This window comes from Neosynechococcus sphagnicola sy1 (assembly GCF_000775285.1).
Taxonomy (GTDB): Bacteria; Cyanobacteriota; Cyanobacteriia; order Neosynechococcales; family Neosynechococcaceae; genus Neosynechococcus; species Neosynechococcus sphagnicola.
The window spans coordinates 14,037-27,155 of record NZ_JJML01000067.1 but is presented as its reverse complement, the minus strand read 5'-3'; the positions used below and the strand labels follow the sequence as shown (position 1 = coordinate 27,155).

At 52.1% G+C, this 13,119-nt stretch carries 15 protein-coding genes, 1 pseudogene and 1 riboswitch; of the genes and pseudogenes, 9 read left to right on the top strand and 7 right to left on the bottom strand.

Annotated features, from left to right (window positions below):
- Nucleotides 1-435 (bottom strand): IS5 family transposase (locus DO97_RS19015; RefSeq protein ID WP_036536515.1); only part of this gene is annotated, 435 nt, incomplete at its 3' end.
- Nucleotides 436-560: 125 nt separating this feature from the next.
- Nucleotides 561-1,697, bottom strand: a complete 1,137-nt coding sequence (locus DO97_RS19010) for a CobW family GTP-binding protein (RefSeq protein WP_036536513.1) — start codon at nucleotides 1,695-1,697, stop codon at nucleotides 561-563.
- Between the two features lie 115 nt (nucleotides 1,698-1,812).
- On the opposite strand from DO97_RS19010, the gene cysS reads away from it, so the two are divergent.
- On the top strand, nucleotides 1,813-3,318 hold the full coding sequence (gene cysS / locus DO97_RS19005; RefSeq protein ID WP_036536510.1) for a cysteine--tRNA ligase: 1,506 nt from the start codon (nucleotides 1,813-1,815) through the stop codon (nucleotides 3,316-3,318).
- Nucleotides 3,319-3,393: 75 nt separating this feature from the next.
- Entirely contained in the window at nucleotides 3,394-3,909 is a 516-nt protein-coding gene (locus DO97_RS19000) for a DUF29 domain-containing protein (protein ID WP_239651884.1), read from the top strand.
- A 34-nt stretch (nucleotides 3,910-3,943) separates the two neighbouring features.
- Here the strand turns inward: DO97_RS19000 and DO97_RS25485 are convergent, their stop codons facing one another.
- Nucleotides 3,944-4,342: a hypothetical protein gene (locus tag DO97_RS25485; RefSeq protein ID WP_072016508.1), complete on the bottom strand. Its 399-nt coding sequence runs from the start codon at nucleotides 4,340-4,342 to the stop codon at nucleotides 3,944-3,946.
- Between the two features lie 156 nt (nucleotides 4,343-4,498).
- Nucleotides 4,499-4,631: riboswitch (cobalamin riboswitch) on the top strand.
- Nucleotides 4,632-4,686: 55 nt separating this feature from the next.
- Between DO97_RS25485 and DO97_RS18990 the strand changes: the two genes are divergently transcribed.
- The gene (locus DO97_RS18990; protein ID WP_036536508.1) at nucleotides 4,687-5,742 is read left to right on the top strand and encodes a sirohydrochlorin chelatase; all 1,056 of its coding nucleotides are present in this window, start codon (nucleotides 4,687-4,689) and stop codon (nucleotides 5,740-5,742) included.
- A gap of 88 nt (nucleotides 5,743-5,830) precedes the next feature.
- Here the strand turns inward: DO97_RS18990 and DO97_RS18985 are convergent.
- Nucleotides 5,831-7,050: pseudogene (locus DO97_RS18985) on the bottom strand (HhoA/HhoB/HtrA family serine endopeptidase).
- Nucleotides 7,051-7,129: 79 nt separating this feature from the next.
- Nucleotides 7,130-8,335: a glycosyltransferase family 2 protein gene (locus tag DO97_RS18980; protein ID WP_036536506.1), complete on the bottom strand. Its 1,206-nt coding sequence runs from the start codon at nucleotides 8,333-8,335 to the stop codon at nucleotides 7,130-7,132.
- Nucleotides 8,336-8,487: 152 nt separating this feature from the next.
- On the opposite strand from DO97_RS18980, the gene DO97_RS18975 reads away from it, so the two are divergent.
- Nucleotides 8,488-9,246 (top strand): response regulator transcription factor, encoded by a 759-nt coding sequence (locus DO97_RS18975; RefSeq protein ID WP_036536531.1) that lies wholly within the window; start codon nucleotides 8,488-8,490, stop codon nucleotides 9,244-9,246.
- Nucleotides 9,247-9,291: 45 nt separating this feature from the next.
- Here the strand turns inward: DO97_RS18975 and DO97_RS21595 are convergent, their stop codons facing one another.
- The gene (locus DO97_RS21595) at nucleotides 9,292-9,801 is read right to left on the bottom strand and encodes a pentapeptide repeat-containing protein (protein WP_052128968.1); all 510 of its coding nucleotides are present in this window, start codon (nucleotides 9,799-9,801) and stop codon (nucleotides 9,292-9,294) included.
- A 266-nt stretch (nucleotides 9,802-10,067) separates the two neighbouring features.
- Here DO97_RS21595 and DO97_RS18965 point away from each other — a divergent pair, with 266 nt between their 5' ends.
- On the top strand, nucleotides 10,068-10,895 hold the full coding sequence (locus DO97_RS18965) for a sulfatase-like hydrolase/transferase (RefSeq protein ID WP_036536527.1): 828 nt from the start codon (nucleotides 10,068-10,070) through the stop codon (nucleotides 10,893-10,895).
- 25 nt (nucleotides 10,896-10,920) lie between these two features.
- Here the strand turns inward: DO97_RS18965 and DO97_RS18960 are convergent, their stop codons facing one another.
- Nucleotides 10,921-11,250, bottom strand: coding sequence for a YbjQ family protein (locus DO97_RS18960; RefSeq protein WP_036536504.1), 330 nt, complete (start codon nucleotides 11,248-11,250; stop codon nucleotides 10,921-10,923).
- Between the two features lie 457 nt (nucleotides 11,251-11,707).
- Between DO97_RS18960 and DO97_RS18955 the strand changes: the two genes are divergently transcribed.
- From DO97_RS18955 to DO97_RS24535, 4 genes are all read left to right on the top strand, one after another.
- Nucleotides 11,708-12,181 (top strand): tetratricopeptide repeat protein, encoded by a 474-nt coding sequence (locus DO97_RS18955; protein ID WP_476703529.1) that lies wholly within the window; start codon nucleotides 11,708-11,710, stop codon nucleotides 12,179-12,181.
- Nucleotides 12,182-12,237: 56 nt separating this feature from the next.
- A complete protein-coding gene (locus DO97_RS18950; RefSeq protein WP_036536500.1) occupies nucleotides 12,238-12,522 on the top strand; it encodes a DUF2470 domain-containing protein in 285 nt (94 codons plus the stop codon).
- Between the two features lie 68 nt (nucleotides 12,523-12,590).
- A complete protein-coding gene (locus tag DO97_RS18945) occupies nucleotides 12,591-12,923 on the top strand; it encodes a DUF5132 domain-containing protein (RefSeq protein WP_036536498.1) in 333 nt (110 codons plus the stop codon).
- 44 nt (nucleotides 12,924-12,967) lie between these two features.
- On the top strand, nucleotides 12,968-13,105 hold the full coding sequence (locus DO97_RS24535) for a hypothetical protein (protein WP_162183034.1): 138 nt from the start codon (nucleotides 12,968-12,970) through the stop codon (nucleotides 13,103-13,105).
- Nucleotides 13,106-13,119 lie beyond the last annotated feature (14 nt).

Below are 13,119 nucleotides of genomic sequence, written 5' to 3'. Positions count from 1 at the left end.
GACCCGCAACAGCAATCCCAGGGTATCGACCGTCATAAACCGTTTTCGACCTTTAATTTGTTTGCCCGCATCGTAGCCCACCGATTGGCTCACTCCAGCGGCACTTTTGACACTTTGACTGTCGATAATCGCTTCCGACGGGCTGCGATGACGCTCCTGTTCAATTCGGGTACACTCTCGCAATCGGTCGTGCATCCGCACCCAGGTTCCATCTTTGCGCCACTGACGAAAGTAGGTGTATACGGTTTGCCATGCCGGAAAATCCCCTGGCAACCCTCGCCATCGCACTCCCTCCACCAAAACATAGAAAATGGCGTTCAGAACATCCCACATATCGACGCTACGAGGACGACCACCGAATTTCGGCTCGGGTATCAAGTCGTTGAGTAGTTCAAATTGGGCTTGAGACAAATTACTGGGGTAAGCTTTACTCATGACGCTCTCTCAGTGCTGTGTACGACATATTCGCAGCTTACACTGAGTGAGCTTTTTTACTCACTAAACGACTTTTAAAACACCCTCTAAGGGATTTTGCTCTGGGTTGGTCATGACTCTATTGGTTATTTACCAAAACCCTGCCCCCGACTCTGAGAAGGTTGACACACACAGTGCTGAAGTTGGGATAAGAGCTGCTCATGATCCAAGTTCTGCCCAATTAATACCAATTGGTTGTTAGGCTGACCTTTCCAAGCATCATCTTCTAAGGAGAAGCGCTTGCCACTGAGATGGAAGATATGGCGCTTCGGACTTTCTTCAAACCAGAGAATACCCTTGGCACGGAAGACATTGCTGGGGAGCTGCTTGTCTAGGAAGTGCTGGAACTTGCGAATTGCCAGTGGCTTCTGACTCTGGAACGACACCGACGTAAACCCATCATTCTCCAGATGGTTGGAGGGATGATGGTGGTCATGATCGTGAACACAATGGCCGTGGTCATGATCACAGTCTGCATGTTGCTCCACCTCATGATCATGATCCCGGTGATGATCATGATCATGGTGGTGGGTCTCTTGGGCAGCAGCAGCCTCCTTGGGCTGAAAGTATTGATCAGACTCAAAGAGTCCCACACTCAATAGCAGAGATAGCGGCAGTTGTCCCTGCACCGCCCTGAGAATTCTGGCTCCTTCCTTAATATCCCGAATTTTGATTTCCAGCAGATCTAAATCAGCGACATCGACCAAATCGGTTTTGTTTAGGACAATAATGTCACCGTAGGCAATCTGATTTTCAGCAGCCTGACTATTAAACAGATCAACGCTGAAGTTCTCGGCATCGACCAAGGTAATGATCGAGTCAAGGCGGGTTAGATCCCGCAATTCAGTTCCCAAGAAAGTTAGCGCCACCGGCAGCGGATCAGCCAGCCCTGTGGTTTCTACAATCAAGTAGTCAACCTGCTCTGGCCGCTCTAAGACTTTATAAACCGCTTCTAATAAGTCATTGTTAATGGTGCAGCAGATACAGCCATTACTCAATTCCACCATGTCATCTTCGGTGGCAACAATCAGTTCATTATCAATGCCGATTTCTCCGAACTCATTGACCAAAACAGCTGTCTTCAATCCCTGCTGATTGGTGAGGATGTGATTCAACAGGGTTGTTTTGCCGCTGCCAAGAAAGCCAGTGATGATGGTAACAGGCAAGCCCAACTTGGGAGCATCCATGACTGGGGAGCGTTCAGAGGTAAGGACTGAGGACATATAACGACTGAGGAGATAAGAATAGTATAGTGCTAGTCTACCGTCGAGCTGAGGGAATCGCTCGTCCGGGGATCACCTTTACCTGCCCCATGATTGAAGTAGTAACGAATCTTTTATGACCCTGAGACTGTACAACACGCTGACCCGTTGCAAGGAACTCTTTGAACCGCTAGAGCCTGGTCAGGTTCAGATGTATTGCTGTGGTGTCACTGTTTATGACTATTGCCATCTGGGACATGCCCGCTCTTACCTTGTCTGGGATATGGTGCGTCGCTACTTGCAATGGCGTGGCTATAGGGTGCATTACGTCCAGAATTTTACCGACATTGACGACAAGATTCTTCGCCGCGCCCAGGCAGAAAGTTCTTCCATGCAGACCGTTTCAGAACGCTACATTGCTGCCTATCACGAGGACATGGCAAGGCTGAATATTCTGCCAGCCGATGCCTATCCCCAAGCAACAGGGGTGATGCCTGAGATTATTGCTTTAATCCAATCCCTGATCGATCAAGGCTATGCCTACGCTGTGGATGGGGATGTGTATTATGCCGTGGATCGATTCCCCAGTTATGGCAAACTGTCGGGACGGCAGCTAGAGCAGATGGAAGCCGGAGCCAGCGGTCGGGTTGACGAAGCTGAACCGAAAAAGCGTCACCCCTTAGACTTTGCCCTCTGGAAAACAGCAAAACCTGAAGAAATAGGGGTGTATGAACCTTGGGATTCTCCCTGGGGAAAAGGTCGTCCAGGCTGGCACATAGAGTGTTCAGCCATGGTACAGCAGGCTTTTGGCAACAGCATTGATATCCATGCAGGGGGGATGGATTTGGTCTTTCCCCACCATGAAAATGAGATTGCCCAATCGGAGGCCGCAACCCAGAAACACCTGGCTCGTTATTGGTTACACAATGGTTTTGTCAATATTCAGGGAGAAAAGATGTCGAAATCTTTGAATAATTTCAAAACCATTCGGGATTTTCTCCAGGATTATCCGCCCATGGTCTTGAGGCTGTTTGTGCTGCAAGCCCATTACCGGAAGCCAATTGACCTGACAACAGAAGCAATTACCTCGGCACAGAATAGCTGGAAGACCCTTGATGATGCCTTAGTCGCGGGATTGCAACTCAATCAGAGCTATGGTTGGAAGACCGATGATCTTGACAACCGAGCATTGCTCGATACCCAGGCAATCGAACGGTTTGAAGCAGCAATGGATGATAATTTTAATTCACCGATCGCGCTTGCGGTACTGTTTGAGTTGGCGAAGGAGTTGATTCTCGGCAGTAACATCATGGTTCATGAACATATTACGGACGAGAGCAGGGTCTTGAATTCTCAGCGTCTAGAACCGAAATGGCGAACCTTTATCAATCTTCTCCAAGTTTTAGGCTTGGGGACTCCATCCACAGCCTCCAGGAAGAATGAAGATCTATCAGCGGACAGCCCAGGGCTGGTAAAAGATAGGATCAGCGATCTGGAAATTGCAGCACTTTGCCAACAGCGCCAAGCTGCCCGCCAGAGGAAAAATTGGGCCGAGAGCGATCGCATCCGGGATCACCTCAAAGCCCAGGGGATTGCACTGATTGATACCAAAGATGGTGAAACCCGCTGGCATTGTCTCTAAAGGGTGGCTGACGGTGATTGCGGGAGTCCAATCGCTGACTGTCTGGGTGGGGTAAGCTTGCCAAGCAATGGCACCATGGGCCAAAGTGATACTAACGATGGTAAGTTCCAGATGTTGGCGCACAATTGCCACTCCAAAACGTCTTTGTATCACAGCGATTTCTATGAATGGCTGACGACAACTGCCGAGCAATTGCAGCGAGGGAAGTTCCATGAGCTAGATATCGAAAACTTGGTCGAGGAGTTGGCAACCTTGGGGCGAAGTGAAAAGCCTGCTGTTCTCAGCAATCTAGAGATATTGTTAGTGCATCTCCTCCAGTGGCAGTATCAACCTGGTTTTCGATCAAATAGTTGGGCGGGTACCATTCGAGAGCATCGGAAGCGATTGCTCAGACTCCTGGAAGACAGTCCTAGTCTAAAAGTCTATCTACAAAACATCTTTGCCAGTGCCTATCTAGATGCCAGAGAACAAGCCGCCATTGAAACGGGTCTGCCATTAACGACCTTCCCAGAACGGGCTGCCTTCGAGGTTGATCAGGTGTTGTCCGGATCTGAGATTGAGCTGCCCAACGATTTAGGATTAGAGCCATGATCTGGAAGGTGATGGGTTGCAGACAGTGGCTGAACTAAGGTACGGAATCTGGTGCCGGGTGGATCGCTATCTCTGTGGGTGGGTTGCCGACGATTTCAGTGTTCGTTGGGGGTTCCAAGGAGACTGCAGCGGGTGTACTTGCACTGGTAGTCGCCAATGTCAACTGGATTAGCAGCGATCGCAGCGTCCGGCTGTAGATATAGGGCCAGCCGCCCTTGGCTTCAATATCCCGCAGCAGGGCATAGAGCCCCTGGCGATTGTCTGGGAGGGAGGTTTGGAAGTAGCCATCCCGGATTTCCCGGTGCAGTGATTCGAGGACTCGAAGGATTGCCAGCAGTGCCAGACTATCTCCCTGACGTTGATCTGCAAGGGTGCGAATGGTTGCAGCGATCGCCTGAAGTTCCGGCGATTCAGTCTGGGTATCATCCTTCATGCGGCCAAGATACTCCCTGAAGCTTTACAGTTGATCACTTTGGATGGTACGCCATTTTTTTGCAATTTTCGCTTTCTCGCCCCTGATCGCCCGTTGTATTTCCAGGGTAACCTGCCAACACATATTCATGCGTTGGGAGTTCTAGGCCGCTTCGGGCTAAGATAGCAGTGCATCTGTGAACCACCCGCAGCAAAGGGAAACTCCGGTGTAACTCCGGGGCTGTGCCGCAGCTGTAAGCACGTCCTTTCCATGGGCTTGCAAGCCAGAATGCCTTTGTTGAGCGCCCGGCGCTCCGTTGGTTCCCCAGTATTTCCTGCGATGCACAGGAAGGGACATCAAAACCTATGTTGATCGCTGACTTCAATCGACCCCAGCCCTCTCAGCCGGGGATGAGCTTTGCTCCGTTACCGTTGCAACGTCCACTGTTAATGGTGGGGCATGGCAGTCGTGATGCCGATGGCAGACAAGAGTTTCTCGACTTTGCCAGTCACTATCAGGCATTGGACTCGACCCGCCCGGTGGTGCCCTGCTTTCTAGAATTAACCCAGCCTTCGATTCAAGCGGGCATTGAGTGTTGTGTTGCCGCAGGCTATGAAGAATTCTCGGTGCTACCGATTTTGTTGTTTGCTGCCCGCCATAACAAGTTTGATGTCACCAATGAACTAGACCGGGCTAAACAGCGACATCCCCAGCTCAAGTTTTACTATGGTCGCCACTTCGGCATCACCCCTGGATTGCTGGATCTGTGGCATCAACGCCTTGCGGTACTGGATCAACCCGAGCAAAATCCCCAGGGCATTTCCCGTGCAGATACTGTTTTGCTGGTGGTGGGAAGAGGTTCTAGCGATGCCGATGCCAACAGCGATATCTATAAGCTAGCCCGGATGCTTTGGGAGGGCAGTGGCTACCTGACAGTGGAAACCTGTTTTATTGGCATCACCCATCCCCGCCTCGAAGAAGGATTCCGCCGCGCCCGCCTCTATCATCCGCAGCGAGTGATTGTCCTACCCTATTTTCTGTTTACGGGGGTGCTGGTGAAGAAAATTTTTGACATCACAGCCCAACAACAGCAACAGTATCCAGAAATTTCACTAACGTGCCTGCCCGAAATGGGAAAGCATCCCCAGTTGTTCCAGATTCTGCGCGATCGCGAGATTGAAACCCAATTAGGGCAAGTGCAGATGAACTGTGAAATGTGCAAGTTTCGGTTGGCAGTTGCCCAGCAAGCGGTCGCAGGCCATGGGCACTCCCACAGTTCTAGCTCCGACCATGACCATGGGCATTCCCACCATCATGATCAAGATCATAGCTATGAACACCATCACAACCATGGCTCTGGAGTTGTTGACCGGGAAGCTGACCTGACCTACTATCACCAGAGGGTTTGGCAGGTTCCCTAGGGGGCTGGCAAGTTTTTTGAGGAGTTGCAGCCCCCGAGAAATCTCCCCTTGAACAGGCTGTCACTCTCCACTAAAAGTTGTGGGAGGATTAGCTGTCGCTGTGAAGTTCAGCGGTGCGGATAGCCAGTTGTTGGGTTTGGTTCCCCCGTCGTACTTTCAATTGCAGCGTCTGACCCACACGGCTATTTTCCACCAGGTTCTGTAACTGCTCGGCAGTAGTGACCGCTTGGGCATCTACTTGGGTAATCACATCACCCCGGCGGATGCCAGCAGTGGCTGCTGGGGTGTTGGGCAGTACCCGGAGGACGATAACGCCATTGGTTTCAGGAATTAAGAAGGCCGAGTTAGGGTCTTCATTGTTTTCCTTTGCCAATTCTGGGGTCAGGGTTGTCATTTGCACACCCAGATAGGGATGGGCAACGGTTTCCCCCTTAACCAGTTGAGCCTCAACGGTCTTGGCTTTGTTAATCGGAATCGCAAAGCCGATCCCCATGGCATCCGCACGAATCGCAGTGTTGATGCCAATGACTTCCCCCCGATCATTGAGTAAGGGGCCACCGGAGTTGCCGGGATTGATGGCGGCATCGGTTTGAATGAAATCCACCCGCTTGTCGGGGATACCCACTTGAGAACTGGAACGATGCAGAGTGCTGACAATGCCTAGGGTGACGGTGTTATCCAACCCCAGGGGATTGCCAACGGCGATCGCCCAATCTCCAACTCTGACGCGATCCGAATCGCCTAGAGGGGCAACGGGTAAGTCGCTGCTGCCATTGTCAATCTTGACCACTGCTAAGTCGGTAACCTCATCGGCTCCCCGCACATGGCCTTGAAAGGTGCGGCCATCCTTTAGGGTGATGGTGACCTTATCAGCGCCATTGACCACATGGGAATTGGTAAGAATGATCCCGGTGCGGTCAATAATGAAGCCCGATCCCTGCCCCCGCAGCCGTTCTTCTCGGGGGGTAGCGGGGGGGTCATTTCCTCCCCAAAAAACCGTCGAAAAAAGGGATCATCCAGGATTGGATCAGGGCTACTGTGGGTCACCGTCATTTCCGTATCAATGCGAACAACCGCTGTCCCAATCCGATCAACCGCCGCTGCAACAAAGCTACCTTGACCGATCGCCTGGGTTGCCAGAGAGGGCTGGGTCGGGACTGCTGTAACTGCTGTAACTGCTGGAGCTGCTGCAGTGGTTGCCAGCGCCACAGGGGTAAACATTCCCCACGCGATTGCCCCAGTCACCACTAGGGTGACAAGCCATGGGGTCAATTGCAGTCGCAGCCGAGAAAACAGTGAGAATTGCATAGACTGTTCCAGTGAATGTCCGTATCTAATGGCTATTTTGGCAGGTTCGGTCAGAAGTCACCACGGGCTGATCGTGAGGTTATCCCTGGGGTAATTGCAACGGTCGGCCTCGCCACGTCCATCCCCACCCTGTTTCGGTCTTAATCACCGATCCTAGGGCAATCGCGGCGACCAACAGTCCTCCCAGACCCGTCAGCCACCAGTAGCGGCTTGACCCCTGGGTGATTTCGGCTCCTAACCGTCGCAGATCGTACTGCCCCGCGATCGCCGCTAGGAGCAAGGCGAGGCTAACACCATCGATCCAGACAAGGGAGTGGGTGAGGGCCATTTTGAGGGCGATCGCCCCCAGGCCAATCCAGGGCAATACATAGATGACCGCCATGATCAAAATCAGCGTCACCATGGCGGATAGTTGTCGCTGCGCCCCCAGATAAAGATTCTTCGTCCATCCTTCCCACAGTGCTGCCCAGGAGCGATACATCCGTACCGTCACCAAGGCGGGGGCGAGCATGAGTTGAAATTGCAGCCCTGCCTGCTTGATCCGGCGGGCAAGTTCCACATCTTCCACCACCTGATCGGCCACCCCCCGATGGCCTCCAATCTCCTCGTAGGCAGACCGACGAAACAGCATAAACGGCCCCGCCGCAAAAACGACCGCAGGATTTGGGGTATTAATCGCGAGCCAGTCGAGGCCAATCAGCAGCTGGTTGAACAGCAGCGGTTGTACCAGCCACTCCGCAAGACAGCCACAGAGCACCTGAGGCCCACAGGAGAGTAGATCGACGTGGTTTTGGTCGGCCTGTAGGACTGCCGCTTCAATGGCACCGGTTTGGAGCCGTACATCCGCATCCAGGAACAACAGGTATTCCCCACGGGCTTGGGCAGCTCCCTGGGCACAGGCCCAGTTTTTCCCCATCCAGAGAGTATCCGTTGGTCGGGGTTGGCCGGGAAGCAGATGCAATCGGGGATCGGCCCACTCCTGTTGCAGCTGTTGGGCGATCGCCCCGGTGCCATCGGTGGACTGGTCATCCACCACCCAGACATTCAGGTGCATAGTGGAGAGTGAGGTACTCTGGAGGATGCTGGAGAGGCAATCGCGGAGATTTTCCGCCTCGTTGTAGACCGGAATGATCACCGCCACCCTCGGAATGGTCGGTAGGGGTTGGGGCAGAGGCTGCAATTGGGGAATTTGCAGTCGCGATCGCCGCAGAATCTGGTCATAGTTGACAACCCCCAGTAATGCCAGTAGGAGCAGTGTCGGTAGCACGAGTGTTCCAATCGTCATATTTCACAGATAGTTGAGATAATCCGGGGGATCGTCGAGCAATATTCACAAAGAATTTAGAATCCCTGCTTATAATCTGTACATGGATCTTCAAGATTCAACAAAGCAATTGATTTAGCTACGCAACGCTTAATAATTAAAACTTGTTAATGATGCCACGAATTCTAATTATCGATGATGACCCGGCAATTTCCGAGTTGGTGGCGATCAACCTAGAAATGGCTGGTTATGAAGTGAGTCAAGCTCCCGATGGCATTAGAGGCCAAGCTCTGGCGCTGCAAATTCAGCCCGATTTAATCATGCTGGATCTGATGCTACCGAAGGTCGATGGGTTTACCATTTGTCAGCGATTACGTCGGGATGAGCGCACGGCGGATATTCCAGTCCTAATGCTGACTGCGCTAGGGCAGACCCAAAATAAAGTTGAGGGCTTTAATGCCGGGGCTGATGACTATCTCACCAAGCCCTTTGAGTTAGAAGAAATGCTGGCACGGGTACGGGCGTTGCTCCGCCGAGCCGATCGCATTCCCCAGGCTGCCAAGCATAGTGAAATCCTCAGTTATGGCCCCCTCACCCTTGTCCCAGAGCGGTTTGAAGCCATCTGGTTTGAGCGGACGATCAAGCTCACCCACTTGGAGTTTGAGCTGCTGCACTGCCTATTACAGCGTCATGGGCAAACCGTTTCTCCCAGTGAGATTCTTAAAGAGGTCTGGGGCTACGATCCTGATGATGACATTGAAACCATCCGTGTCCATATTCGTCACCTGCGAACCAAGCTCGAACCTGATCCCCGCCACCCTCGCTTCATTAAAACCGTCTATGGTGCCGGTTACTGCCTTGAGTTCAAAACGGACACCCTCGAACAGCCCCGAGAAATTGGGGGAGAGCCTTCAGCCAAGGTAAATGTCTAAGCAGAGACTGGGGAAATCCTCGCCTGTGCCTGAGTTGAGTCCCCACTATCGGAGTCGCTGCATCCCAGCGCGATCGGGGTTAAAGCCATCCGGGAAACTGGTCTGGTCGTCGTAGAAGGCACTCTCTAGTTTTGCCCCGTTTAACTTGGCTCGCCGCAGGTTGGCACCGCTGAGGTTGGCTTCCTCCAAATTAGCGTCATTGAGATTGGCCTCCCGTAAATTTGATTCTGTCAAGTTAGCTCCATTGAGATTCACCCGACTGAGGTTGGCGGCCTCAAGATTGACCCGGGTGATGGTGGCGTCGGCTAAATTTGAGCCAGTGAGGTTAGCCCGACTTAGATCCGAACCCACCAGAATCACCTGCCGTAGATCGCAGTCAGGGCAGGTTTTGCTGCTTTGCAAGCGCTGAAGATCCTTCGGATTAAAGGTACGTCCGGGGAGGGCTCCGACGGCGATCGCCCCCAGTATGATCAACATTGTTCTGAGTACAACCAGCGAGCGGTTAACGAATTGCTCGGGTTTCCGGATTTTGATGACTAAGGATTGTAAGTTCATGGTGTCTCCTCCTCTCCCTGGTCTGGTTTGCGTCAGCCGCAGCTGACCGTGGTACTTTCTCCACCACCAATGCCATAATCAAGCCATCAATTATGACATCCAGTTGACTGCGAATGGTTGCAGCAGGAACTCGAGCCTGCCGCACCGATTGCCTGACAACGGGTGGCTATGGGCAGTTGGCGACTGGATACTTGGGTAGAATCCTGGTGTTGTCCCCTGTTTCCCATCCTAGATCTGAATTGAACCCTATCGATTTTCTACCGAGCATGGCGAATCATTTTGTCTATATCATCATGGACAGCTGTCGCTACGACAGCCTCCAAGCAGCCGCTACCCCCAATATGGATCGGTTAGGTCTGGTAGAACGTCGCTATAGCTACGCCTCCTGGACATCTCCGTCCCACTACGTGATGCTGATGGGGTTGGTACCTCACCTCAGCCCCCAAGGGGTGTTTGCCTCAGAAGTTTACAAGCAGGAATTTGCCAAGTGGGTTGATCGACTGGACGTTCCTGATTTATCGTTCAAAACCTTTCTGCCCCAACTGTCGCTGCCCAAGGTTTTGGGGGATCAGGGTTACACGACCATTGGTCGGGTTTCCATGCCCGTCTTGAATCCGGCGACTAGCATCAGCAAGTTTTTTGATGACTACAGCCTTATGCCCCACCACAATGACTTTGCCTCCATGGTGGCAGAAATAGAATTTCCAGAGGATGAGCCCCACTTTTACTTTCTCAATCTTGGGGAAACCCACTACCCCTACATGCTGAATGGCGATGACATGCCCCGCATCTCAGGGGTGCATGGGATTATTAAGGAGATGGATGAGTTTATGCTCACCCAACAGCAGTCAAAGGATGAGTTTTTTAATCAAGCAGAAATGGAACGACTGCGCCAACAGCAGATTAAATGTGTGGAATATGTGGATGGTTTGATCGGAGAACTGTTCGATAAAGCTCCCAGCAATACCCACTTTATTATTACGGCGGATCATGGCGAGCTGTTTGGGGAAGATGGCTACTTCGGCCATGGCCCTGTGATGCACACCAAGTGCTTTGAGGTTCCCTTTGTGGAAGGGCTACGCCCGGATCGCTGATCTGTCATTGGTTCAGTGCTGAGGCTTAGGGTTTGAGTTTAATCGCAGTTCCAGTAGCTGTAATCAGCAATAGCACTCCGGTTGCATCCAGGTTGATCGTGCCTGTAGTCAGGGAGATGCCAATCACTGCTGTTGCCCCTAGGCGTTGCCCCCGACGCTCTAGTTCGGCGATCGCCTCCCGTTGTCCCTGTTCAAACAATCGCTCGTAGCTGCCAGTCCGACCCCCAATGATGTCGCGAATGCCAGCGAAAAAATCCCGGATGGCATTACTGCCATAGACGACTTCAGCGGTGACAATACCCAGGTAAGCTTCGACTTCGGCTCCTGGAAGCACAGCGGTTGTGGTTAAGATCATCAACTGACTGGGAATTTCCCGTAATGACTTTTACTCAACAAGTTGGCTGAGAAGACCATTATAGCTATCGCCACAAAATCGCATTGGCACATCATCTCACCCCGGTGACTCATCAATCTGCGGAAATTTGAACCTGGAGATGGGTTGCAGACTCAAGATTGGGACACCGGGGTGGGAAAGTGTACCCCAGGTCGGGGATGGAACTTAAAGTGAATATCGGCTACCCCATGATGCCAAGAAAACCCCCAGATCTATTTCTGGGGGTGATGTGTAGAAATGGTGAGGTTTACAATCCTTAGACCATCAGACGGGGGCTCAAGGTTCACCTCGCCCAGATGCTCATTGATGGAGAACGGCAGGAGCAATTCACGGCTGTCAGGGTTCAATTGCTGCCGCTTTTTTGTATGCTGGCTATGTAAATGTAGAGCCATCCCTCAATGAGCGTATAGCTGGGTAGATGAAGATGGATCCATCAACCGATGCACTCCTAGCAGACTTAAACAACACCAGTGGGGTGGTGCGTGCCCGTGCCACTGAAGCCCTATGGAAACTGTGGTTTGAGCAAAAGGGGTTGGTCGGCTTGAAACAGTTGCAACTAGCGCAGCAACTTTTAGAAGCGGACGAAGATCTCCAAGCAGAGGCACTGCTGACCCAATTGATTCGGAATATGCCTGATTTTGCAGAAGCCTGGAACCGGCGGGCAGTGATTTATTACCTCAAAGGTCAGTACCAACGGGCGATCGCCGACTGTATGGAGGTAGTCCGCCTCAACCCGATTCACTTTGGAGCCTTACATGGACTGGGACTCTGCTACGCCGCCATCGGGGATTACCGAGCCGCCATTCAGTCATTTCGTGAGGCACTGCTGATCCAGCCCTATTCCCTTGAAAACCAGCAATTGATCTTAGAATGCACCATACGTCTGAGTTAGCGCTTAGCCGGGAACTTCCCCGCAGCCATCCTTACCCATCTACCCCACTTTTACTGATGTCTGAACCCTTAACTGCTGCCATTTGCCAACGTATCTGTGATCACATGAATGCAGACCACAGCGAGGATCTAGTGCTCTATGTCAAAGCCTTTGGTGGCCCCCAGAATCTGACAACGGCCAAGTTAGTTGCCCTAGACCCAGAAGGCATGGATCTGGTGGCTCAAGTACCCGCAGGCACGGTCTCCCTACGGATTCAATTTGATCATGTGCTTCAAGATGCCGCCGATGCCCATTACACCCTGGTTACCCTCTCCAAAGAAGCCCGTAAATTCCCTGCCTAAATCGCCCAAATTGCCCGCACAACTTCAGGATTAGGCTATGATGGGGGCGTTGTAAACGGTGAGTTGACATGGAACTGGAAGCTCTATTGCTTGGTGCAGAACCATTGACAGCCCTGGCGATCGGCATTGGCTCCCTGGCACTGGCTCCGGTGTTAGGTGCTGCCCATGCATTGTCATCGTCAGGACAACCTACGGAAATCCTGGACAAGCTTCAGGAAAATGCCCGTACGGCAGCAAAGAACGGCATTGCCTGGGGTATGGATGCAGTTGAGAAAACTCAGGTATTTCTCGCTGAAGCCGGAGAATCCTTGCAAGACCTCGTAGCCGAGGCTAAAATCGAACGCTCCGGTAAGGTTCAAACAAGCGGTGCTCCCCAAGAAGTGACAATTGTCACTGAATAGGTTTAGTTTTTTCGGGTTCAGTTCCCCCAATTGCCACCTGCAAGATGGCTGAATTGGGGGAACTTTTAGTTTCAGCCTTAGAGGATGTTTTAAAAGTCTTTCAGGGTGTGTTTCACCACCCTAGCTACCTAGAAGCTAATACGAGAGAATCAGGGTTCCAGGGTTTGCGATCGCGCCTCTGAGTTGTATTTGAGGC